Source organism: Marinimicrobium alkaliphilum (assembly GCF_003259155.1).
Classification (GTDB): Bacteria; Pseudomonadota; Gammaproteobacteria; order Pseudomonadales; family Cellvibrionaceae; genus Marinimicrobium_A; species Marinimicrobium_A alkaliphilum.
The window spans coordinates 142527-166539 of the sequence record NZ_QGMQ01000002.1 but is presented as its reverse complement, the minus strand read 5'-3'; the positions used below and the strand labels follow the sequence as shown (position 1 = coordinate 166539).

At 60.4% G+C, this 24013-nt stretch carries 21 protein-coding genes and 1 tRNA gene; 11 read left to right on the top strand and 11 right to left on the bottom strand.

Features of this window, described 5'->3' with window-relative positions; all coding sequences use genetic code 11:
- Positions 1 to 1155 (top strand): alcohol dehydrogenase, encoded by a 1155-nt coding sequence (gene yqhD, locus DKW72_RS04185; RefSeq protein ID WP_111641072.1) that lies wholly within the window; start codon positions 1 to 3, stop codon positions 1153 to 1155.
- Here the strand turns inward: yqhD and sfsA are convergent.
- Positions 1152 to 1868, bottom strand: coding sequence for a DNA/RNA nuclease SfsA (gene sfsA / locus DKW72_RS04180; RefSeq protein WP_111641071.1), 717 nt, complete (start codon positions 1866 to 1868; stop codon positions 1152 to 1154). The genes yqhD and sfsA overlap by 4 nt on opposite strands.
- Positions 1869 to 2106: 238 nt before the next feature.
- Between sfsA and dksA the strand changes: the two genes are divergently transcribed.
- From dksA to panB, 9 genes are all read left to right on the top strand, one after another.
- Complete coding sequence (dksA, locus tag DKW72_RS04175) at positions 2107 to 2553, top strand: RNA polymerase-binding protein DksA (RefSeq protein ID WP_111641070.1); 447 nt, start codon at positions 2107 to 2109, stop codon at positions 2551 to 2553.
- 51 nt (positions 2554 to 2604) lie between these two features.
- Complete coding sequence (gluQRS, locus tag DKW72_RS04170; protein ID WP_111641069.1) at positions 2605 to 3585, top strand: tRNA glutamyl-Q(34) synthetase GluQRS; 981 nt, start codon at positions 2605 to 2607, stop codon at positions 3583 to 3585.
- Positions 3582 to 3761, top strand: coding sequence for a hypothetical protein (locus tag DKW72_RS04165; protein ID WP_111641068.1), 180 nt, complete (start codon positions 3582 to 3584; stop codon positions 3759 to 3761). The genes gluQRS and DKW72_RS04165 overlap by 4 nt, the downstream gene beginning before the upstream one ends.
- Positions 3751 to 6708, top strand: a complete 2958-nt coding sequence (locus tag DKW72_RS04160) for an ATP-binding protein (RefSeq protein ID WP_111641067.1) — start codon at positions 3751 to 3753, stop codon at positions 6706 to 6708. The genes DKW72_RS04165 and DKW72_RS04160 overlap by 11 nt, the downstream gene beginning before the upstream one ends.
- Positions 6709 to 6824: 116 nt before the next feature.
- Complete coding sequence (locus DKW72_RS04155) at positions 6825 to 8246, top strand: sigma-54-dependent transcriptional regulator (protein WP_111641066.1); 1422 nt, start codon at positions 6825 to 6827, stop codon at positions 8244 to 8246.
- A gap of 865 nt (positions 8247 to 9111) precedes the next feature.
- Complete coding sequence (pcnB, locus tag DKW72_RS04150; RefSeq protein WP_111641065.1) at positions 9112 to 10461, top strand: polynucleotide adenylyltransferase PcnB; 1350 nt, start codon at positions 9112 to 9114, stop codon at positions 10459 to 10461.
- Between the two features lie 2 nt (positions 10462 to 10463).
- On the top strand, positions 10464 to 10997 hold the full coding sequence (gene folK, locus DKW72_RS04145; protein WP_111641064.1) for a 2-amino-4-hydroxy-6-hydroxymethyldihydropteridine diphosphokinase: 534 nt from the start codon (positions 10464 to 10466) through the stop codon (positions 10995 to 10997).
- The gene (locus tag DKW72_RS04140) at positions 10981 to 11664 is read left to right on the top strand and encodes a deoxynucleoside kinase (RefSeq protein WP_111641063.1); all 684 of its coding nucleotides are present in this window, start codon (positions 10981 to 10983) and stop codon (positions 11662 to 11664) included. The genes folK and DKW72_RS04140 overlap by 17 nt, the downstream gene beginning before the upstream one ends.
- 20 nt (positions 11665 to 11684) lie before the next feature.
- The gene (gene panB / locus DKW72_RS04135) at positions 11685 to 12512 is read left to right on the top strand and encodes a 3-methyl-2-oxobutanoate hydroxymethyltransferase (RefSeq protein WP_111641062.1); all 828 of its coding nucleotides are present in this window, start codon (positions 11685 to 11687) and stop codon (positions 12510 to 12512) included.
- Between the two features lie 2 nt (positions 12513 to 12514).
- On the opposite strand, the gene DKW72_RS04130 is transcribed toward panB, so the two are convergent.
- The 4 genes from DKW72_RS04130 to mrcB form a co-directional block, all read right to left on the bottom strand.
- The gene (locus tag DKW72_RS04130; RefSeq protein ID WP_157960385.1) at positions 12515 to 13069 is read right to left on the bottom strand and encodes a hypothetical protein; all 555 of its coding nucleotides are present in this window, start codon (positions 13067 to 13069) and stop codon (positions 12515 to 12517) included.
- A gap of 102 nt (positions 13070 to 13171) precedes the next feature.
- Positions 13172 to 13248: transfer RNA gene (locus tag DKW72_RS04125), tRNA-Pro, on the bottom strand.
- A 325-nt stretch (positions 13249 to 13573) separates the two neighbouring features.
- Entirely contained in the window at positions 13574 to 13999 is a 426-nt protein-coding gene (locus DKW72_RS04120) for a hypothetical protein (RefSeq protein WP_111641060.1), read from the bottom strand.
- Positions 14000 to 14065: 66 nt separating this feature from the next.
- Positions 14066 to 16423 carry a penicillin-binding protein 1B gene (gene mrcB, locus DKW72_RS04115; protein WP_111641059.1) on the bottom strand — a complete coding sequence of 786 codons (2358 nt, stop codon included), beginning with the start codon at positions 16421 to 16423 and terminating at the stop codon, positions 14066 to 14068.
- A 94-nt stretch (positions 16424 to 16517) separates the two neighbouring features.
- Between mrcB and DKW72_RS04110 the strand changes: the two genes are divergently transcribed.
- Positions 16518 to 17522, top strand: coding sequence for an adenosine kinase (locus tag DKW72_RS04110; RefSeq protein WP_111641058.1), 1005 nt, complete (start codon positions 16518 to 16520; stop codon positions 17520 to 17522).
- Between the two features lie 12 nt (positions 17523 to 17534).
- Here DKW72_RS04110 and DKW72_RS04105 read toward each other — a convergent pair whose 3' ends face one another.
- The 6 genes from DKW72_RS04105 to hemA all read right to left on the bottom strand — a co-directional run bounded on the left by DKW72_RS04105 (position 17535) and on the right by hemA (position 23820).
- The gene (locus DKW72_RS04105) at positions 17535 to 18587 is read right to left on the bottom strand and encodes a M48 family metallopeptidase (protein WP_111641057.1); all 1053 of its coding nucleotides are present in this window, start codon (positions 18585 to 18587) and stop codon (positions 17535 to 17537) included.
- 11 nt (positions 18588 to 18598) lie between these two features.
- Positions 18599 to 19687 (bottom strand): YjgN family protein, encoded by a 1089-nt coding sequence (locus tag DKW72_RS04100; RefSeq protein WP_111641056.1) that lies wholly within the window; start codon positions 19685 to 19687, stop codon positions 18599 to 18601.
- A gap of 114 nt (positions 19688 to 19801) precedes the next feature.
- Entirely contained in the window at positions 19802 to 20554 is a 753-nt protein-coding gene (locus DKW72_RS04095; protein ID WP_111641055.1) for a HesA/MoeB/ThiF family protein, read from the bottom strand.
- The gene (prmC, locus tag DKW72_RS04090) at positions 20551 to 21408 is read right to left on the bottom strand and encodes a peptide chain release factor N(5)-glutamine methyltransferase (RefSeq protein WP_111641054.1); all 858 of its coding nucleotides are present in this window, start codon (positions 21406 to 21408) and stop codon (positions 20551 to 20553) included. Before prmC ends, DKW72_RS04095 begins: the two co-directional genes overlap by 4 nt.
- 1 nt (position 21409) lies before the next feature.
- Positions 21410 to 22492 carry a peptide chain release factor 1 gene (gene prfA, locus DKW72_RS04085; RefSeq protein ID WP_111641053.1) on the bottom strand — a complete coding sequence of 361 codons (1083 nt, stop codon included), beginning with the start codon at positions 22490 to 22492 and terminating at the stop codon, positions 21410 to 21412.
- Positions 22493 to 22542: 50 nt separating this feature from the next.
- Positions 22543 to 23820: a glutamyl-tRNA reductase gene (hemA, locus tag DKW72_RS04080; RefSeq protein ID WP_111641337.1), complete on the bottom strand. Its 1278-nt coding sequence runs from the start codon at positions 23818 to 23820 to the stop codon at positions 22543 to 22545.
- Between the last annotated feature and the right edge of the window lie 193 nt (positions 23821 to 24013).

The following is a 24013-nucleotide window of genomic DNA, read 5'->3' as shown; positions in this document are numbered from 1 at the left end:
ATGGAAAATTTTACGTTTAAAAATCCCACTGAAATCATTTTTGGTAAGGGTCAGATCCAGACCATTGCCGAGCGCCTGCCCAAGGGCAGCCGGATTCTGGTGACCTACGGCGGCGGTTCCATCAAGAAAAATGGCGTCTATGACCAGGTCAAGACAGCACTCGACGGTTACACCTGGTTCGAGTTCAGCGGCATCGAACCCAACCCGGAGTTCGATACCCTGATGCGTGCCGTCCAACAGGTACGCGACGAGAAAATCGACTACCTGCTCTCGGTCGGTGGCGGCAGCGTACTCGACGGCACCAAATTTATCGCCGCCGCGGTGCCGTTCGAGGGTGACCCCTGGGATATTCTGGCTAAGGGTGCCGAGGTGAAGCAGGCCCTGCCCATCGGCTGCGTTCTGACGCTCCCGGCCACGGGCTCGGAGAGCAACGGCAACTCGGTGGTCAATCGCCGCAGCAGCCACGATAAGCTGCCCTTTTTCAGCCCGCTGGTGTACCCGCAATTTGCGGTGCTCGACCCCACCACCACTTACACCCTGCCCCGGCGCCAGGTCGCCAACGGCGTGGTCGATGCCTTTGTGCACACCGTCGAGCAGTACCTGACCTATCCGGTCGACGCCAAGGTCCAGGACCGCTTTGCCGAGGGTATTCTGCAGACCCTGATCGAAGACGGCCCCCGGGCTCTGGAGGAGCCGGAAAATTACGACGTGCGCGCCAATATCATGTGGTCCGCCACCCTGGCCCTCAATGGCCTGATCGGCGCCGGGGTGCCCCAGGACTGGGCCACCCATATGATCGGCCACGAGCTGACCGCCCTGCACGGCCTGGATCACGCCCAGACCCTGGCCGTGGTGTTACCCGCGGTGCTGCACAAGCAGCGCGAGCACAAACGCGCCAAACTGATCCAGTACGCCCGCCGGGTCTGGCAACTGAGCGGCACCGACGAAGAGGCGTTGATCGACGGCGCCATTGAAGCCACCCGGCGGTTCTTCGAACAGATGGGCAACCCGACCCGCCTGCGCGATTACGACCTGGATGAAACCATCATCGACCCTCTGGTGGCGCAGCTCGAAGCCCACGGATTTACCGCCCTCGGGGAACACGGCGATATCACCCCGGCCGACGCCAAAGCCATACTCAGACTGGCCGCCTAAAGCCTGACCGGCAGCGGGTGGGTGAGCGCGATATGCCCGGCGTCCGGCTCGATCCGGGCGCCGTAGGCGAACACCTCGACACCGGCCGCGACGGCCTCGCGCAGGGTCCGGCCATACACCGGGTCAATGGCGTCCGCCGGGCTCACCCATTGGACGCCGGTGTGCTGGACACAGAACAACAGCACCGCCCGTTCGCCCGCCTCGGCCACCGCTATCAATTCGCGTAAATGCTTGCTGCCCCGACTGCTGATCGCATCGGGGAACAGCCCCTCGCCCGGCGCCTCCATCAGGGTGACACTTTTGACCTCGACGTAGCAGTCGGGCCGGTCGGGGTGGCTGAGCAGGAAGTCGATGCGCGAGTTTTCCGCCCCGTAGCGCACCTCGCTGCGCACGGCGTCATAGCCCTGCAGCTCGGCGATGGTACCGTCCGCAATCGCCGCCCGCACCAGGTGGTTGGCGCGCCCGGTATTGACCCCCGCCAGGTCGCCGCTCGGCGTGGTGGCCACCTCCCAGGTGTGGCGGTACTTGCGCTTGGGGTTGCCGGAGTCGGAGAACCAGCAGGGGCTTTCGGGCACCACGCAGTGGCGCATGGAGCCGGTGTTGGGACAGTGAAGGGTCAATTCACTGCCGTCGTCCAGGCGCACATCCGCCATAAAACGTTTGTAGCGGCGCAGCAAGGTGCCACGCTGCCAGGAAATATCCGGTTGATTCATAAGGGACCACAAACGATTACGTTGCTGAAAGAGCGCCCATTTTTACAACTGTGATCACAAATGCCAACCGCGAAAAATCCAGCACCCCCGCCAGAAAGCGCTATAGTTGATGATGGTCACAAGGTCTGTGGGAGGCCATCGCCCACAGGAAAAAGTGCTGGCGAAGTGCAGGAATATCTGGTAGCTTGCCAACCCTTAAAAAATCCGCTTGGTTAGCAGTGACGCGAGGCTTTCAATCATGCCCAAAAGTTCATCCAATGCCGCCGACAGTGCCGCTCTGAATACCTTTGTTCCCTACAAGGAGAAGAAAGGCGAGGAGTACATGAATGACAACCAGAAAGAGCACTTTCGCCAGATGCTGCTCAGCTGGCGCCGGGAGCTGATGGAAGAGGTGGACCGCACCATGAGCCACCTGAAAGACGAGGCCGCCAATTTTCCCGACCCGGCCGACCGCGCCAGTCAGGAGGAAGAGTTCAGTCTGGAGTTGCGCACCCGCGATCGCGAACGCAAGCTGATCAAGAAAATTGACAGCACCCTGGAACTGATCGAAAACGACGACTACGGCTTCTGCGATGCCTGCGGCGTCGAGATCGGTATCCGCCGCTTGGAGGCCCGCCCCACCGCGACCCTGTGTGTGGACTGCAAGACCCTGGACGAAATCAAAGAGAAGCAGGTCGGCCGTTAAGCCCGCCTCGGCGGAGCTTCGGCTTCGCCTGTCCGGCCCAGGCCACCCGCTATGACCCAGGCATCGTCTCAGACCGCCGCCTCAAGCGCGAGCTCGCCGGCCTATGTCGGACGCTTCGCGCCCTCCCCGACCGGCCCGTTACACTTCGGCTCTCTGGTCGCCGCCCTCGCCAGCTATCTGCACGCCCACCACGCCGGTGGCCGCTGGCTGGTACGCATGGAAGATCTGGATCCGCCCCGGGAGCAACCGGGCGCCGATAGCGCGATTCTGGCCAGCCTGGAGGCGCACGGTCTGCACTGGGACGGCGAAGTTCTGTTTCAAAGCACGCGCCTGGCCGCCTACGAGCACGCGCTTGAGCAACTTCTGGCTCGGGACCTGGTTTATCCGTGCACCTGCACCCGCAAGGCGATCCGTGCCATGGGCGGCCTGTATAATGGCCACTGCCGTCGGCACCGGGCTGACACTGACGCCCCTTACGCCCTGCGCCTGAAACTCACGGATTTACCCGCACCTTACACGGGGCTGCCGGATACCCTCGCCGTTGAGGACATCTTTCAGGGACGACACGGGTACAACCTGCGCACCGACGCCGATGACACCATTCTGCGGCGCAAGGACGGCCTGCACGCCTATCAACTGGCCGTGGTGGTCGACGATATCGCTCAGGGTATCACCCACAGTATCCGCGGCGCTGACCTGCTGCCAATCACCGGCGCGCAATCCCGGCTTTTTGAGTTGCTCGACGCCCCGGTACCGCACTTTGGCCACGTGCCCATGGCACTGCATCCACAGGGCGACAAACTGAGTAAACAAACCCATGCCCCCGCGCTTCAGGCGCACCGAGCGGGGGAGAACCTGTGGCACGCGCTGAGGTTTTTAGGGCAAAATCCTCCGGCAGAGCTGCGCGCGGCGCCCCCAGGCAGGCTGCTCGAATGGGCGAAGAGTCACTGGCGCGCCAATGCCGTTCAGGGCACCGGCCACGCGGTCGACCCGGAAACCGGCACCATCACAACCGAGGCCACACCCTCATGAACAATCAACGTCTGGTGATCCTGCTGCTGCTGGTTGCCTATATTTTCTCACCCACACTCTTTACCTGGGTACTGAACCCGGACGGTGCCTGGTACCGCCCCTATCTGGTGTGGGTGTTCGTGATTGTCATCGCCTTTATCATGCAAATCAGAAGAAAAGAGCCCAATGACCTTTGACCTGTTGCACGTTGCCCTGCTCGGGCTCGCCTATCTACTGATTGTCTTTGGGGTCGCCTGGGCCGCGGAGCGGGGCTGGATTCCCGCCGCCATTACCCAGCACCCACTCACCTATATCCTGTCGCTGGGTATCTTCGCCAGCGCCTGGGCGTTCTATGGGGTCATCGACCTGGCCTTCCAGTACGGCTACGGTGCTCTGGCTTATTACCTCGGGGTCGGCGCCCTGTTCCTGTTTGCCCCGGTGGCGCTGGCACCGCTGGCAGAGTTGGCCCGGCGCCATCAGGTGCACTCGCTGGCCGACCTGCTGGTGTTCCGCTACCACAGCAATGCCGTGGGCGCCCTGACCACCCTGTGTATGCTGCTCGGCATCCTGCCGCTCATGGCCCTGCAAATCCAGGCCATCGCCGACACCATGTATATCCTCACCGTCAGCGGCAGCCCCTCCCTGCCCCTGGTGGGCACCGGCTTTACCTTCAAGGACACCATGGCCCTGGCCTACTGCGGGATCCTGGCGGTCTTTACCGTGCTGTTCGGCTCCAACCGGGAGCAGTCCCGGGGCCTGATCACCGCCATGGCGTTCGAGTCCCTGCTCAAGGTGTTCGCCTTCTGTGCCATCGGCCTGCTGGCGGTCTACGGCATCTTTGACGGTTTCAGCGGCCTCGACAACTGGCTCCAGCAAAACCCGGAAAACCTGGCCCTGCTGCACGCCCCGATTCGCGACGGCGCGGCCCACACCCTGTTGCTGGTGTTTCTGGCCACCGCCGTCACCATGCCCCACATTTTCCATATGGGGGTCGCGGAAAACCCCATTATGCGCAGCACCCATACGGTCACCTGGGCCTTCCCGCTGTTCCTGTTGCTCATGGCCCTGCCGGTGTTCCCGATCCTCTGGGCGGGTTTTGAGCTGGCCGTGCCCCTGCCGGCCCAGTATTTCACCCTGGGGGTACCGATTCTGGCCGGCTCAACCTGGCTGACGGTGCTCGCCTTCATCGGCGGTCTGTCCGCCGCCACCGGCGCCACCGTGGTCATCACCCTGGCGCTGTCGACCATGGTCATGAATCACTGGTTACTGCCCGCGTTCAAGCTGCGCACCCGCCACGACCTCTACAGCCAGTTGCTGTGGCTGCGGCGGTTTTTGATCGCGGTAATTTTTGTCGGCGGCTATCTGTTTTACTGGATGCTCGACAACCGCCACAGTCTCACCAACCTGGCCCTGATCACCTTTATCGAGACCTTGCAGTTCCTGCCCGGTATTTTTGCCATTGTATTCTGGCCCCGGGGCAATCGCCGCGGGCTGTTTACCGGGCTCGCCGCCGGCACCCTGATCTGGGCAGGCGGCCTGCTGGTGCCCATGATGACCGGCATCCAGTCCCTGCCCTTACTCGATATCGGCGTGGGCATTGACCACTGGAGCGACGTTACCCTGCTCTCTCTGGGCGTCAATACCGCACTTTTTGTTGCCATCTCGCTGCTTACCCGCCAAAGCGAGGCCGAGCAGTACAGTGCCGAACTGTGCGCAGCCGACGAACTCAGTCATCCCGCGCGCCAGGTACTGGATGTCCACAGCGCCAGCGAGTTTAAAAGCCGGCTGGCCAAATCCCTGGGCAAAGTCACCGCCAGTCGCGAAGTAGACATTGCCCTGAGCGAGCTGGGGCTGAGTATCAACGAACGCCGGCCCTACGCCCTGCGCCGCCTGCGCGACCAGATCGAAGCCAACCTGTCGGGCCTGATGGGCGTCCACGTGGCCAGTGAAATCATGGACAAACACCTGCCCTACCACCTGGCAGAAACCCGCAGTACCCCCGATATCAACCTGATTGAAAGCCGTTTGGCGCAGTACCGCACCCACCTCACCGGTATGGCGGCAGAGCTCAACAACCTGCGCCTGTACCACCGCAAAACCCTGCAGGACCTGCCTATGGCGGTCTGCTCCCTGGGCCGCGACTATGAAATTCTGATGTGGAACGGCGCTATGGAAGCCCTCACCGGCACCCCCGGCGAGGAAGTCACCGGTTCGCGCCTGGACGACCTGGACGAACCCTGGCGCAGCCTGTTGATCGATTTCAGTAACAGCACCGAGCCGCACTTTTACCGCCAGGCCATTGAGCTCAACGGTCGACCGCACTGGGTGAGCCTGCACAAGGCCAACATCAAGGGCGGCCTCCACACCGACACCAGTGACGTCTACGACCAGGTCATCCTGCTTGAGGATGTCACCGAGACCCAATTGCTGGAACAGGAGCTGGTCCACAGTGAGCGCCTGGCCTCCGTGGGCCGACTGGCGGCGGGCGTGGCCCACGAAATCGGCAACCCGATCACCGGCATCGCCTGCCTGGCCCAGGAACTGCGCTACGACTCCGAAGACCCGGAAATCCTGGAAACCGCCGAGCAGATTCTGGGCCAGACCAAGCGGGTCACTACCATCGTCCAGTCTCTGGTGAGCTTCTCCCACAGCGGTCAGAATAAGAAAAGTGAGTTTGAGGCGGTCAGCCTGCGCGACTGCGCGGACGAAGCGATTCAACTGTTATCGCTGCAAAAAGACAAGAATCAGGTGATATTCATCAATGAAATCGCACGCAATGCCATCGTTGCCGGCGACAGTCAGCAGGTCATCCAGATTTTTATCAACCTGCTCTCCAACGCCCGCGATGCCAGCCCCGAGGGCGGACGGGTGATGCTCGCCAGCAGTGAAGATGAGTACAGCATTCTGTTTGATGTTACCGACGAAGGCCCGGGAATTCCCCCCGAGCACCTGGAGCAGATTCTGGAACCCTTCTTCACCACCAAGGACCCGGGCGAAGGCACCGGCCTGGGTCTGGCCATGGTGTACAGCATCATCGAGGACCACGGCGGGCACCTGGATATCGAAAGCCCAGCCGACCCCGTCAACCAGCGCGGCGCACGATTCACCATAAAACTGCCCCGCCATATCGATTCACTGGTGTAACCCGATGGCGCATCGGTTAACATAAGTGTTACTCGATCCCGTTACCGGGTGCCAACCGATGTTACCTGCGGTAATATGCCCCTAGGGCGGTCACTCAACTGACGATAGTGAGAGTCATGAGCAAAATTCTGATTGTTGAAGACGAAATGATCATCCGCAATGCGCTGCGCAAGCTGCTCGAGCGCAATAAATATGATGTCAGTGAGGCCCCTTCGGTCAAGGAGGCCACTGGCAAGTTCGATCTGAACGACTTCGACCTGATCATCAGTGACCTGCGCCTGCCCGGCGCACCGGGCACCGACCTGATCAAGCTGGCGGGCAACGTGCCGGTGTTGATCATGACCAGCTACGCCAGCCTGCGCTCCGCCGTGGACTCCATGCGCATGGGCGCTGTGGACTATATTGCCAAGCCCTTTGACCATGAAGAGATGGTCACTGCCGTCAAACGGGTGATCGGCAAGGCCACGGCCGCCGCCCAACGGCAGAAAGCGCCCGAGCCCGGCACCGAAAACCGTGCCGTTGCCGGCATGATTGGCAATAGCGATATCATGCGCGAGCTCTACGCCCGCATCCACAAGGTCGCGCCCACGTCCGCTACCGTGCTGGTCCATGGTGAAACCGGCACCGGCAAGGAGTTGGTCGCCAAGGCGCTGCACGAGGAGAGCCCCCGGCGCAAGCAGCAGATGATTTCAGTCAACTGTGCCGCCATTCCCGAGACCCTGATCGAATCCGAGCTTTTTGGGCATGAAAAAGGCGCCTTCACCGGCGCCAACACCACCCGCGACGGTCTGGTGGCGGCCGCCGATGGCAGCACCCTGTTTCTCGATGAAATCGGTGAATTGCCCCTTGAAGCGCAAGCACGCCTGCTGCGGGTGCTCCAGGAAGGCGAAGTACGCCCGATTGGCTCGGTGGAGTCACACAAGGTAGACGTCCGCCTGATCGCCGCCACCCACCGGGATTTACGCAAGCTGGCCAAAGAGGGCAAATTCCGTGAAGACCTCTATTTTCGCATCAATGTCGTGCAGATGGAGCTGCCGCCGCTACGCGACCGCGGACGCGACATTCTGACCCTGGCCGAGGCTCTGCTGGAGCGCTTTGCCAAGGAAATGAACAAACCGGGCCTGAAACTGGCCCCAGAGGCGATCCAGGCCATCACCACCTACACCTGGCCGGGCAACGTGCGCGAGCTGGAAAATGCCATCCAGCGCGCAGTCATCCTGTGCGAGGCGGGCAAAGAGATCAGTCACGAGCTGCTGGATATCGACCTGGATCTGGTACGCATGGACGATGAGCCTGACACAGCCGGCTCCACAGGCGGCGAGCCTCTCCGCAGGCAGGCACCCCCAAGTCGTCAGGACCCGAACGAAGACCTGTCACTGGAGGACTACTTCCAGCGCTTTGTGCTTGAGCATCAGGACACCATGAGCGAAACCGAATTGGCGCGCAAACTGGGGGTCAGTCGCAAATGCCTGTGGGAACGTCGTCAACGCCTTGGCATCCCTCGCAACAAGACCGGTTCGGCCTCAAGCGCCAAGTAACCCCCTCAATACGGCGGTAACACAGTGATACCACAGGGCGCCCTTTGGCGCCCTTTTCATTCTGATAATCGATTTTATACGCCAGATCGATCCTATCTGTTACCGTCGGGAGCGGTGTTACCCTGCCACCCCACATTCACGAATGTGTTACCTCCGCCCACCTTTGTAACAAACCAAACCTTAAAGTTGTAACCTTTGGAAATAACAAAACCGAATATATGATCAGACAAATAAGCTAAGTTACTGTTTTTAAAGGACTCTCCATTTCTGGCACAGGAAGTGCTCTATATCCGGCACATAACAACGACAAATAATAAAAACGCAGGTTCCCAGAGCCTTATAAAAACAAGAAACAATAAGAAAACCGCCAAATGGCGCTATAACAAAGACAAACAATAAGAACAGTGGTTCAAATAGAATAACAACAAGAAACAATAAGAAACGAAAAGACGATAATAACGACAACAAACAATAAGAAACGAAAGACTGACTAATAACGACAAGAAACAATAAAAAAAGACATTGTAATAACAATAACGAAAGAAGAATAAATGAAACACAAGCAAAGACTGAGCAAGACACAAGAATAATGATATGAGAAGAATAAAGCGAAGCTGACTAGTACTGGAACGGGATGCACAAAAGCAATAGTTAACGATGGGCAAGGACGCGCCTGTTTAGCGCAAAATGCGTAAATTGGTACCTCCTACACGGGAAAGCTAAGGCTTTCCCGTTTTGCTGTCTGGCCCTCTTATTTCCACCGTTAGGCGTTCGTGCTAAAATCCAGCGCAAAATGGCGTGCACTGGTATCAAACGCGCCGATATCGGGTACCAACCCGCTCACTTTCAAGACGCAACGGATTCTATGCTGAAACGGCTGTTCAAGTTACTGTCCTCACGCGCAACCAGCGCGGTTCAGGATGGCCCCCTGGTGTTACCCCGCGATCAACACAATATTTCCCGGCGGGACATCAGTCCAGGGGCGCTCAAAATCATGCGGATATTGCGCGACGGGGGCTATGAGGCCTACCTGGTCGGCGGCGGTGTCCGCGACCTGCTGCTGGGCGGCCATCCCAAGGACTTCGATGTCGGCACCAACGCCAAGCCCGAGCAAATCAAACGTCTGTTCCGCAGCGCCCGTATCATCGGGCGGCGCTTCCAGATCGTGCACGTGCGCATGGGACGTGAGCTGATTGAGGTTACCACCTTCCGCGGCCATCACAATGCCGAGCGTACCGACGAGGGCATGCTCCTGCGCGATAACGTTTACGGCGATATGGAAAGTGATGCCATGCGCCGCGACTTTACCATCAACGCGCTCTACTACAGCCTCGACGGCTTTACCGTTCACGACTACACCGGTGGCCTGCGCGACCTGAAAAACCGTACCCTGCGTATCATCGGCGACCCCGAAACCCGCTACAAGGAAGACCCGGTGCGCATGCTGCGGGCGGTGCGCTTTGCCGCCAAGCTCGGCTTCAGCATCGAACCGAAAACCGCGGAACCGATTTTCGAGGTGGGTGAGATGCTGCGTAACATCCCACCGGCACGCCTGTTCGAAGAAGTGCTCAAACTGTTTATGAACGGCTCGGCCACGGCCACCTTTCAGCTGTTACAGGAATACCAGCTGCTCGGACATCTGTTCCCGGGCACCGACGAAGTGCTGCAAAGTGGCGACCTGCATGCGCAGGGCCTGATTGAAGCTACCATGACCAACACCGATAAACGCATACGGGCCAGCAAGCCGGTCACACCTGCGTTCATCTATGCTGCACTGCTCTGGCCGCCCGTACAGATTCGCGAACGCGAGTTGGCCGAGCAGATGCCGCCCAACATCGCCCATAACCAGGCGGCCCAGGAAGTCATCGGCCAGCAGTTGGCGCACACCTCCATTCCCAAGCGCTTCCTGATCCCAATGCGCGATATCTGGGATCTCCAGCACCGCCTGGCCAAACGCCATGGCCAGCGGGCCTGGCGCCTGATGGACCACATGCGCTTTCGCGCCGCCTACGACTTTGTGCTGATGCGTGAAGCCTCGGGCGAAAAGCTCGACGGACTGGGTGACTGGTGGACCAAATTCCAGGCGGTGGACGACGAAGAACGTCAGCGCATGGTCAACAACCTCGGGCGCGAGCCCGGCGCCGGACGCAACAAACGCCGCCGGCGCCGCAAACCCCGGCGCAGCGACACCACACCGGGCGAGCAGGACAGTTAGGCATGACCGATGCGGCTCCGATCACGGCCTATATCGGGCTTGGGAGTAACCTCGATAATCCGCACACGCAGATTACGCGCGCCTTTGACGCTCTCGCGGTACTGCCCGACAGCAAGCTGGTGGCGCGCTCCCCTCTCTACCGCAGCCGTGCCGTGGGGCCACCGCAGCCGGACTACATCAATGCCGTAGCCGCACTGCACACCCGCCTACCCGCGCTGGCCTTGCTTGACGCTTTGCAGGGTATTGAGCAAGCCCACCGACGGGTGCGCAAACAACACTGGGGGCCCCGTACCCTGGATCTGGACCTGCTGCTTTACGGCGAGCACACCCTTGATCTGCCACGCCTGAGTGTGCCCCACCCCTACTTGAGCGAGCGCAACTTTGTCCTCTACCCCTTGGCCGACATTGCGCCTACACTGGTGTTACCCGATGGCCGAAGCCTGGCCGCGCTGCTTGAGCACTGCGACCGGGACGGCCTCGTCCCCGTGAATGAAACTGAACTGACCACAGGAGCCGTCAGTGGAACCCATCTTTGACGATCTGGCACTGGATTTAAGCGGCCTCGAACTGCCGCGCTACATCGCCGTAGAAGGCCCCATCGGCGTGGGCAAAACCACCCTCGCGCGCAATATCGCGCAACTGTTCAACTATGACACGCTGCTGGAGCAGCCCGAAGAAAACCCGTTTCTCGAGCGCTTTTATCGCGACCCCAAAAGCGTCGCCCTGCCCACACAGTTGTTCTTTCTGTTTCAGCGCGCCAACCAGATTCAGCAGCTGCGTCAGAACGATATTTTTGAGCCGGTGCGGGTCGCGGACTTCATGATCGAAAAAGATCAGTTGTTTGCCCAGGCCACGCTCGATGACGACGAGCTGGCCATCTATCAGCAGGTGTACGACAAGCTCACCATCGATGCGCCAGTGCCGGATCTGGTGGTCTATCTGCAGGCCCCCACCAAGGTGCTCAACGAGCGCATCCGCCAGCGCGGCGTGGCGATGGAGCAGAGCATCAGTAGCGACTACCTGAGTACGCTGAACGACGCCTATACCCATTTCTTCCATTACTATGACAGCGCGCCGCTGCTGATCGTCAACGCTCAAGACCTGGACCTGGCCAGCAACCCCAGCCACTTCCGCCAGCTGGTGGAGTATGTACTGACCATCAAAAGCGGCCGTCACTATTACAACCCGACACCGGTGCTCTAGCACCGGCTATGGAGAGCGCCATGCCCTACTCGAGCCCCGGCCCAGAGGCCGCCCTGAGCAAGCCGGTGACCATAAACACCCTGCGTAAGTACAAGGACAGCGGGGAGAAGTTTGTGGTGATTGCCCTCTACGACGCCCATATGGCGGCGATGGCCCAACGCTGCGGCGTCGAGGCAGTACTGATTGGCGACTCTCTGGGTATGACCGTACTCGGATACGACAGCACGGTGCCGGTAACCATGGAACACATGATTTACCATATCGAAGCCGTGGCCCGAGGTAACAACAAGTCGCTGATCATTGGCGACCTGCCTTTTATGACCTACGCCACGCCCGAGGACGCCCTGCGCAACGCCACTCGTATCATGCAAGCGGGCGCCCAAATGGTGAAACTCGAGGGCGGCGAATGGCTCGCAGGCACCGTCACCATGCTTGCGGAACGGGGTATTCCGGTGTGCGCCCATTTGGGGCTCACGCCGCAGTCAGTCAACAAATTCGGTGGTTTTCGGGTACAGGGAAGGACCCCGGAACAGGCCGACACAATCCTCGCCGACGCCCGGCGCCTGGCGGATGCTGGCGCCGATTTACTGGTCCTTGAGTGCGTCCCGGCCGAACTGGCCCAACGCATTACCCAGGCCATCAACATCCCTACTATCGGTATTGGCGCAGGCACGGATACCGATGCCCAGGTGTTGGTCATTAACGATATTCTCGGCCTCACCGAGCACCCACCAAAATTTTCGAAAAACTTCCTGACCGAAACCGGCGACATCCCGGGGGCCATGAAAAAGTACGTCGCCGACGTCAAAAATGGCGCCTTCCCCGGTCCCGATAATATCTTTGAGTAAGCCTACCAGCTCGGCTGCCGAAGCCCCTGCATACACTCGAGCACTTCGTTATCCAGGACATTGCCGGGCTTGGCACACTCGCTCAGCGGTCGGTGCTGCGCGGGCAGTCGCGCCGGCGGATTGAGTGCGCGCCGCTCGGCACTGGCAAAATCACGGCAGGCGCTGGCCCGGTACTGGCGGGCGTGCTCCGTGGGCTGTTGATTGTACTCGTCGATCCAATAATTGCAGGTACGCAGCAGACTCCGCACCACCGGGTCGGTGACCTCAGTCTGTCGACGACGCCAGCGCTGTGGGTTCGCATCCAGCGGCGCCTGACCTTGCACCCGCTCTACCCCTTGGGCACTCAGCCCCCGACGATGGCAGTCCTGATAGCGATTCCAATAGTGATTGTACTGCGACTGCCAGCGGGCCAGCTGCCTCGCCGTGCCACCGGCCCGGCGCAGATCCCGGTAATGTTCGGCACGGCTTTTCAGGGATTCACACGCGCCGGCCGCCAGAGGCCAAGAGAGGGAAGCGAGAACAAACAACGTCATTAACGGCGGGATGCACAAGCGCATGGTTTCACTCCTTTGAAACAACGGTAGCGCTTTACTTTAAAGGCAGACCTTTTCGATGGCAATAAAAAACCCCGGCTCATTCGAACCAGGGTTTTAGAATAGTGGTCGGAGCGAGAGGATTCGAACCTCCGACCCCCTCGTCCCGAACGAGGTGCGCTACCAGGCTGCGCTACGCTCCGACAGGCTTTGATCGCTCAAAGCGGGCCCGATTATAGCATCTGTGACGCGTCTGTAAACGGGTGGGCCGCGGAAAAGCAAAAAAAGCCGACGCCCTTGGGGGGTAACGCCGGCGAAAAAAGACTGAGAGGGTCACAAACACGGCTGACTGCGCTGGCCGCTAAGGCCACTGGCCTCCTGGTGGTACAGCGCGAAGGGGGACACCAGTTACTGCTAAGTATCGCTGCTCATCCGCAAAGCGCCAGCGGGGAGCGAGGTTTTATTAAACGGATTTGCAATGCTTGGGAAGCACCGTCAGGCCTTTTGGGTATAAATTGACCGACAACCCTAAAAATGCAGCGGTTGGCGGGCGCTGACCAGCTCGCGCATGGCCTGAAGCGCCTCGGACAGGACCGAGCCCGGCTCACTGTATCTTAACCCCTGCTGGGCGAACTGATCCGCCTGCTGGTGCTGCGCCATCTGGAAGTAACTTTGGGCGAGCACCAGATACAGCTCCGGAGTGCGCCGGTTGATGCGCAAACCGCGTTCAGCAGCGGCAATTGCGGCCGAATAATTGCCCTGCTGATAATGCTCCCGTGCCTGATGTGACAGGCCTGACACGGCTTCGGCTTCAGAGGGTTGTGATTCGCGCTGATCGGCCGCATCAACCTGCGGATCGGTCTGCTCCTCCTGCACAAGCGGGCCTGCGCACCCGACCAGTACCAGTAACAGGGCAAGCAAGCTCAGGGAGCGCATCAAGGCAATTGCGGGCATAATCACGTCTCATTATTCAAAAAATGGGGGTTTCCGGTCACTGGGTCGCATTCTACCAGTATCCGCTTAGCGCCAGAACTGCCACCAACGCGGTTGTCCACCCCGGCGCCAATCACAGTCTCCGGATTCCGACGGGCGGCCCTGCTCACGCAAGGGCAGCCAGACAGCGTTGGCACAGTGTTCAGCACTCAACAGCCCGGTCTCGCTATCGACCCAGTCAAAACTGACGTCCCCGGGTGGATACAGCGTCAAACCCTGGGTCGGCAGCGTACTGAATACATCCGCCCAGGCTTGCAGCGCGCCACTGGCCCCGGTGAGCGGAGTCACCGAATTGTCGTCGTGGCCAAGCCAGGTCACCGCCAGGTGCTCGCCACTGAAACCCGCAAACCAGCTGTCGCGCCGGTCGTTGGTGGTGCCGGTTTTGCCCGCCAGAGGCAGGTTTTCCGGCAGGCGCTGATAGACTGAACGCCCGGTACCTTCACGCAGCACCCATTGCAGGGTGTGCTGGGTCTGGAACGCACTCTCAGGGCTGAAGCGCTGCTCCATGGTCAGGGGATAGCGACGCAGGGGCTGACCATCGGCATCGAGCACCTCGCGAATGGCACGCAGCGGCGTGTAAACCCCCTCCGCTGCCAGGGTATGGTAAATCCCCGCCACCTCGTAGGCCGACATATCCACCGACCCCAGGAGCATTGCCGGCACCGGGGGGACCAGACCTTCAAAGCCCGCCCGACGCAGGGTGCGGTATACCGTGTCCAGCCCCAACTCCATGCCCAAACGGGCATTGGCCTGGTTGTACGAATGTACCAGTGCCTGATACAACAGAACGTCGCCATGGCTTTTACGGTTGGCATTGCGCGGCTCCCAGCGCTGACCGTCGCGCCCTTCCACCACCACCGGGGCATCGCTGACGATACTCGCCGGGTGGTAACCCGCACCGCTTTCCAGCGCCGTCAGATAGATGAACGGCTTGATCAGCGAACCCACAGGCCGCCGGGCATCCAGAGCTCGATTGAAACCATCAAAGCGCGGATTGCGATCACCCACCACGGCCAGCACTTCACCGGCGCCGACCGAGGTAATCACCATGCCGCCCTGCAGCTGCTCGTCGTCGTGCTGGCGCGCCAGGCGCTCGATACGCCCGCTAAGGGCCGCCTCGGCCTGACGCTGAACCATGGGAGACAGGCTGGTAAAGATCCGCAACCCTTCACTGCGCAAATCCGCTTCCCGGTAGTCGCGCTGCAACTGACGTTTGACCAGATCCACAAAGGCCGGGTAACTGACCAGGCTGTGCTGCGCCCGATCGACCACAGCCAACGGCGCCTGGCGAGCCCGCTCGTGCTCCTCGGGGGAAATCAGGCGCTCCTGAGCCATCACCTGCAACACCAGATTGCGGCGCGTGGTCGCTCGCTGGGGATGTCGCCAGGGATTATAAAAGGAGGCGCCTTTGGCCAAACCGACCAGGAGAGCGATCTGCTCGGTGCTGAGCTCGCTCAAGGGCTGGCGGAAGTAGTGCTGCGCGGCCAGGCCAAAGCCGTGCACGCCGCGTGGGCCGCTCTGGCCCAGATAAACTTCGTTGATGTAGGTTTCCAGAATGTCAGCTTTGCTATAGCGCCGCTCAAGCAACACCGCCATCACCGCTTCCTGCCCTTTCCGCCACAAAGTGCGCTCCTGGGTCAGGTAAAAATTCTTGACCAACTGCTGGGTGATGGTGCTGCCGCCCTGCACCACGCCCGCCGAGCGCAGATTGGCGATGGCCGCTCGGGTAATCCCCCGCACCGAAAATCCCCAGTGATCGTAAAACTCCCGGTCCTCCACGGCCAACAGGCCAGCGCCAAGTAATTCTGGCACCTCCGCCAGGCGCACCAGCACCCGGTCCTCCATGTGCGCGGGGTAGATGCCCCCAATTTCCTCAGGCTCCAGGCGCACCAACGGGCGGGCGCTGCCATCGGGGTTGAGCAGCCGCACCAGGCGATCGTTTTCCACGATCAGCATAAAATGGTGCGCGGACTCAGAACCGTCCCAGAATTCAAAGCCGCGACTGTGAACCTCGTACCCGGTACGCCCTCCGGTGGGGGTTTTGACCCACTGCCCGGGCCCGCTGATACGCCGTACCGGACGATAACCCAGGGATTGGAGCTCCTGGTCAAACAGCTCGGGCACCAGCGCCATGCCTTCATAGAGTTCGAGCGGGCGGGCATAAACCCGGGCCGGCAGCGACCACTTTTTGCCGTCAAACTTGTCGCGTACTGTCCAGTCCAGATACACCACCCAAAGCGCCCCAACCACCAGAGACAAGCCCAGGATGGCCAGTAGCCACAGGCGCAGTAGTGCCCAGCCATGACGCCCCTGGGCTCGGCGTTTCGCCGGGCGGCGGGCACGGCGCTTGGGGGCGGCAGTGCGGGTTTTCTTTCGTGGGGCCATAAATGGACAACAGCGACTTTAATGGGGGCCGCTTATTTTGCATAATGTGCGGCTTAACTCAAGCGAACACTTCACATTGATAAGCGAGAGCAGAATGAGCGAACACTATCACATCTACGGCATTGGCGCGGCGCTGGTGGACACGGAAATCAAAGTCACGGACGAGGATCTGGCCGCAATGGATGTCGCCAAGGGTGTGATGACCCTGGTGGATGAAGACCGCCAACATCAATTGATCCGCTATCTGAACAACCATCTGATCGCCTCGCAGCGCGCCAGCGGCGGCTCCGGCGCCAACACCATTATCGCCGCCAGCTACTTCGGTAGTCGCTGCTTTTACTCCTGCAAAGTCGCCGACGATGACAATGGCGCCTTTTACCTGAATGACATTCAGGCTGCCGGGGTGGACTATCCGGCGCACCTGGCGCCGCCGGCGGGCATCACGGGCAAATGCCTGGTGATGATCTCCCCGGATGCCGAGCGCAGCATGAATACCTTCCTCGGCATCAGTGCGACCCTGTCGGTTAACGAACTGCACCCCCCTGCCATCTCAGCTGCCGACTATGTCTATATCGAGGGCTATCTGGTCAGCTCGGACACGGGGCGTGCGGCGGCCATCGAGTTGCGCCGCCAGGCCGAGTCCCGCAAGACCCTGACCGCCCTGAGCCTGTCCGACCCGGCCATGGTGGAGTTTTTTGGCGAAGGCCTGCGGGAGATGATCGGCGAAGGCGTGGATCTGATTTTCTGCAATAAAGCGGAGGCGTTGGCCTTTACCGGCAGCGACGACCTGGAGAGCGCTGTCGAGCGCATGCAAGCCTATGCGCGCACCTTTGCCATCACCTGCGGCGCCGACGGCGCGCTGATATTCGACGGCAAGACCCTGCACAAGGTTGACGGTCACCCGGTCGAGGCCATCGACACCAACGGCGCGGGCGACATGTTCGCGGGTGCCTTCCTGTTCGCCCTGGGGGATGGCTGTGACTTTAAAACCGCGGGCCAGTTCGCCAGCCGCGCCGCCGCCGAAGTGGTCAGCCAGTACGGACCGCGCCTGCGCCCGGAGCAACATCAGGCCCTGAGGCAAGCATTTTTTGGTCAATAGTCCGGGGCGCGCTTAATGGTCGTGAAAGGCGCGCAGGCGCTCACGGGTATCCGGGTGGGTTGACCAGTACTGATCCCAGCGCCCACCGGTGTCATCGTCGTCGTGACCGTGTTCGCCCAGGCGACTCATCAAGGTGACAAAGGCATCCCGCTCGATGCCCATATCATCGAGCACCTGCGCGGCGAAGGCGTCAGCCTCCCATTCGTGTTGACGGGAGTAGGACAGGGTGGCCATGACAATCGGCAAGCTTGCCATCAGATCGGCGGTGGCGCTGGCATCGCCCACGATCAGCATATAGGCCACCCCCAATGTCGCGTTCTGAATCACCGAGCGCAGGCTGTGACGGTGGGCGACATGGCCGATTTCATGAGCGAGCACGGCCAGTAGCTCGTCATCGTTCTCGGCCAGCTCGATCATCTCATCGGTAAAGATCATGGTGCCATCGGGCAGGGCCATGGCATTCGGCCCCAGGCCCTCGCCGCCCTTGCGAAACAGTACCCGCAAGGGCAGTTCGGGAAAGCGCTCGAGCATGGGCGTAAAACTGGCGAGCAGCTCAGCCTGGCGGGACTCGGGCAACTCACTGGGCTCAAACTGTAGCCGGTCCATGATCACGAGTGCCTCATGCGCCACCCGGTCCAGGGTTTCGGCGGGCAGGGCGTGGGCGATGCGATTGGCCCCGGCGGGCAAGCCGTACTCCACCGTCAGATAACCGATGGCGATGACCGCAATCACCGTCAGGAGCACGAACCGCCAACGCGACTCCAGCGCGTGAACCCAGCCGCGCCAGCGGCTGGGTTGCCATTGGGAGAGCCAGGCATCCAGGGTCGCGTGATCGCGGGTCTCAAAAATGCCGAGCCCGGGCAGCTCAACCTGTCTGGGGGTGTTCCCCAAGCGGGGCGACACCCTTAGTTCGTCACCTTTGCACCGAGCCAGGGGATGGGCGCCAACGTCACATATCTGCACCACCTCACTGCCCATTATGTGCATCTGGGCAGGCACACGGGTGCTGCTGTTGGCAACATACCAGTGCCCATCAAGCTGATGCGGACGCGGTGACTGATTCACATCAGGCTCCTTTAAATACCGACGTCGATACCGAAGAAGTCACTCATGCCCTCGCCCACCGAGCCCTTACGGGACTGTTGATCCGCCACCATGCCGTCGAGATTGCCGGCCACCAGGCACCAGGTGTGTTTGGCTTTGTAGCGCGCAGCGCGCACCTTTGCCCAAGGGATAAAAAGCCCGAAGGTCAGCGCAATCCCCAACGTGTTGGTCACCAGCAACCAGGCGTAGCCCAGGGTGTCCCAGTCCGAGTCCGTGCGGTGCGCATTGAGCGAAAGGTGCTGATAGCGGGCATTGGCCATCATGGCTTGATGACCGGCAAACAGCAGCAGGTAAAGCGCCATAATGACGAAGGGCACCAGCACCACACCGATCGCCGCACCGATCATGGAGCTGAGCATGCCCACCGAGAACGCAGCCACCAATCCGAGCACCACAATGCCGGCCAACACCAGATAAATGCGGTAGTAACGGCCGAGGCTCGCCGTGAACTCAAAGGGGGTATCCCCGTAACTGTGCCTACCGGCGATAAAGTGCTGTTGTTTATAAACCGCAAACGGAAACAGCACACCCAGAGTCAGTGCGCCCGCCAAAGGCCAGAGCAGAAATGCCTTATAGGACTCGGCCATAGTGCCTCGAAACTGAAAGCTGACATTGCGATAGGCGCTGTTGGCGGCATTAAAGCGCAATGCTTTGCACACCACCCACGGCAGAACCAGAAGGAACACGGCAAACATCACTGCCGACAGGGCCAGTGAAATATATTCAGCACCCAAATAAAGTAAAAAGAAAGCACCGGCAATCAGTCGGCCCAACAAAATTTTCTTGGGGTCCGCATGGTAGCTGAAGGTCGCGTCGTCGACGCTGGTATTCGCATAAAAGTACTGCTTATTGCGCACTTTCGCCCAGGCGGAGTAAATCCCCAGAGTGACGATGGTGAGCAACAAATTGACAATCCAGATCCGAAAGTACTCGCCGCCTTTACCGGTAAAAATAAAAGGCGTCTTGACCGTTTCGGGGGACGGGTTGGGGGTAAGCGCGGCGGCATCGGCGGCGCCGGGTTCTGCATCCTGCAAACGCTGGGTTTCCAAATCGTGTGACATAGCACATTCCCTCGAGGTTATGATTGTGATTTCCGTTGTGCTCACAGCGTGAGCAGCGCAAAAGATTACCAGTAATCTCGCACGAGGGTAAAGAACCGCGTCACATTTTACCTCTTATTTTTGACCGGTACCGCAGGCGGGGCAACGTGGATCCCGGGGCAAGCGCAAGCTCTGCCACTGACTGTGGCGGGCATCAAACATCAGCAACCGACCGGCCAGGTCAGTACCAAAACCCACCAGCAACTTGATCGCCTCCAGCGCCTGCAGGCTCCCCACAACCCCCACCAGGGGGGCCAGTACGCCGCTGGTGGCGCAGTTGAGGGCTTCATCGCTCTGGTGCTCGTAAAGGCACTGATAGCAGGGGCTGTTCTCACGCCGCGAATCAAACACCGCGACCTGCCCTTCCAGGCGGATAGCGGCACCGGACACCAGCGGTACGCGCGCGGCCACACAGGCGGCATTGATGGCGAAGCGTACCGAGAAATTATCGGTACAGTCGAGTACCAGGTCGACGTCCTGTACCAGAGCGTTCAAGCGCGCCTGATCCAGACGCTCCTCGATCTGAGTCAGGTGAACCTCGGGGTTTAACGCCCGCAGGCTTTCGGCTGCCGAAGCCACCTTGGCCTGACCGATACGCTCGCTGGTGTGGGCAATCTGGCGCTGAAGATTGGACAGATCCACATGATCGTGATCGGCCAACACCAGGTGGCCAACGCCGGCGGCCGCCAGGTACATGGCCACCGGTGAACCCAGCCCGCCCAGACCGACAATCAATACCCGGGACGCCAGCAACGCTTCCTGCCCGGCGACATCCACCTCGGGCAGCATGATTTGTCGGCTGTAGCGCAACAGCTGGTCGTCGTTCACGCATTGCCTCCCGGGGTTTGTCCAAGGGTGACCCGTTCCTGGCCGCCCAAATCTGCGCAACTCGCTACCGAGCGATAGTCCGCCGTGGCCATCAACGCACGCACCGCTTCGCCTTGGGCAAAACCGTGCTCAAGCAGCAGCCAGCCTTCGGGCAACAAAAAATCGCGCGCCCGATCGATCAGGTGACGCAGATCCGCCAGCCCCTGCTCGGCCGCCACCAGCGCCGAGTGCGGCTCAAAGCGCACATCACCCTGGGTCAGGTGCGGATCACCTTCCGCGATGTAGGGCGGGTTGCTGACAATCACATCAAACCCCGGCACGGGTGGCACCTGGGCAAACCAGTCGCTTTCCAGAAAAACAGCGTTGGCCAGGCCGAGCGCGGCGCGGTTGCGCTCGGCCAGTGCCACGGCCTCGGGCGCACGATCGATCCCCAGCAGTGACCAACGCGGTTTTTCACTCGCCAGGGCCAGAGCGATGGCGCCGGTGCCGGTACCCAAATCCAATACCCGCCGCCGAGCCTGTGGATCATCATCAGCGGTCAGTGCCAGCGCAGCCTCCACCAGGCACTCGGTATCGGGACGCGGAATCAGCGTGCTGGCATCCACCTGCAAGGGCAGCGACCAGAACTCGCGCACCCCGAGAATATGCGCCACTGGCTCGCCGCGTCGGCGCCGCTGCCAGAGCATATCAAAGGCTTGCGCCTGCGACGCACTCAGTTCACGCTCGGGCCAGGTATATAAATAGGTGCGTTCGCGCTCAAGCACCCGGCACAACAACAACTCCGCATCCAGACGCGGGCTATCACTGACAGACGCCAATTCGGCGGCACGGCGCAAACACTCAGCAATGGTCAACTCAGGCTCCCAGTGCCGCGAGCTGATCGGCCTGGTACTCGGTCAGTAGCGGCTCGATCACTTCGTCCAGGCTCCCCGTGATCACCTCATTGAGCTTATACAGCGTCAGGTTGATGCGGTGATCGGTAATGCGTCCCTGAGGAAAGTTGTAGGTGCGAATGCGCTCGGAGCGATCGCCGCTGCCCACCAACAAACGGCGCTCATCAGAACGTGATTTGGCCGCTGCCTCGACTTGCTGGTTTTTGAGTTTAGCGGCCAGCAACGCCATGGCCCGAGCCCGGTTTTTATGTTGTGAGCGCTCATCCTGACACTCCACCACAATGCCGCTGGGAATGTGGGTCAGACGAATCGCTGAATCGGTTTTGTTGACGTGCTGGCCGCCCGCACCAGAGGCACGAAAGGTATCTACGCGCAGATCATTTTTATTGATCGCCACTTCCTCCGCCTCATCGGCTTCGGGCAACACGGCCACGGTGCAGGCCGAGGTGTGAATGCGCCCCTGAGACTCCGTCTCCGGAACCCGCTGCACCCGGTGTGCACCGGACTCAAACTTGAGCCGGGCGTAGACGTCATCACCGGTAACACGGGAAATGATCTCCTTGTAACCACCGTGCTCACCCTCACTTTCGCTGAGCACCTCAATGCGCCAGCCGCGCTGTTCCGCATAGCGCGAATACATCCGAAACAGATCACCGGCAAAAATCGCCGCCTCGTCACCGCCGGTGCCCGCGCGCACTTCCAGAAACACGTTTTTGTCGTCGTCCGGATCTCTGGGCAACAGCAACCGCTGCAACTCCTCTTGCAGCGGCTCCAACTGGGCGTCACAGTTGTCGAGTTCTTCTTCAGCCATCGCGCGCATATCCGCGTCGCCCTCCTGCATCAGCGACTTGGCCTCAGCGCGATCACTGTGCAATTGGCGGAACCGGTTGAACGCTTGAATCACCGGCTCGAGCTCGGCGTACTCTTTTGATAAATCCCGAAAACGGTTTTGATCACTGATGATCTCGGCCTCGGACAAGAGCGCGCTGACCTCTTGGTAGCGCTCCTCAAGGCGACCGAGTTTTTCCTGCATGGATGCTTTCATTGCAACTCGCTGTGTAAAAAAGTGCGGTTAAAAATTTGTCAATGCCCGAGCTACTCTTGCTCGTCGACGCTGTCCGCATCAGGCGATAGATGATAAAGCTGATGCGCCAACTGAATCATATCAGCACGCCCACGGGCACCGGCCTCTTTGAGCGTGGTGGTGGGCGCGTGCAGCAATTTATTGGTGAGGCCGCGGGAAAATTGTTGCAACACCTGTTCGGGGTCGGCCCCGCTGCGCAGCTGACGCAGCGCCCGCTCATACTCGATCTGGCGCAACTGCTCGGCCTGATGGCGAAAGGCCTTGATGGTATCCACTGCATCGAGCGCGCGCAGCTGCCGCTGATAGAGCGAAACGCCCTCGGCAATAATCGCTTCCGCCTTGTCCGCCGCCTCAACGCGCGAGCGGCGATTTTCATCAATCACCGCATGCAGATCATCAACCGTGTACAGAAAGACGTCGTCGAGCTCGCCCACCTCCTCTTCGATATCCCGGGGCACCGCGATATCGAGCATAAACATCGGCTGGTGCTTGCGCTTTTTCAGGGCTGATTCGACCGCGCCTTTGCCCAACAATGGCAGCTGACTCGCGGTGGAAGAAATCACGATATCCGCCCGGTGCAGATGCTCGGGAATATCGGCCAGTAAAATAGCTTCGGCTCCGAACTCCGTCGCCAGCCTCTGGGCCCGCTCCAGCGTGCGATTGGCCACCACCAGATGCTTGATGCCCTGCTCCACCAGATGCCGGGCCACCAGCTCAATGGTTTCACCGGCGCCGATCAGCAGTGCCGTGTCCTGCTTGAGATTGGAGAAAATTTGTTGTGCCAGGCTGACGGCCGCGTAGGCGACCGACACCGGGTTCTCGCCGATGGCGGTTTCCGAGCGCACTCGTTTGGCGATCCCGAACACCTGCTGAAAAGTGCCGTTGAGTACCGGCCCCAGGGTGCCGGCCTCGCGCGCGACGGAATAGGCCGATTTCATCTGCCCAAGAATCTGGGGTTCACCCAGCACCAGGGAGTCCAGCCCGCCGGCCACCTTCATCATATGGCGCACCGCCTCGTCGTCACGGTGGCAGTAATAGCAGTTGTTGAGATCATCGAGTTCGATCGAAGTCTGCGCAATCAACCACTGTAAAAGTCGCTGCAGATCCTCTTCGCCGTGGGCATAAATCTCGGTCCGGTTGCAGGTGGACAGAATCGCCACCTCCGCCAAACCCGCACGTTCATGCGCCTGGCGCAGCGCAGCGATAACCCGATCGGGCCCAAAAGCCACCCGCTCACGGATTGCGAGGGGGGCTGTCGTGTGGTTAATGCCAAAGGCCAATAAGGTCATGAAGTCCCAGCTGCGTTCGCCAACCAAAGGGGGGTCATTGTCCAGCCAGCGCCTCGGGCTGGCAAGGGCAGGCCCCCAAAAGAGGCATTATACCGACTTTTACGGGGAATTCTGAGCCGGCATCAGACTCCAAACGGGAAGCCGCAAGGCTGGAGATATCACCGCGCTATGTTTATGATGCTCCCATAGCTGC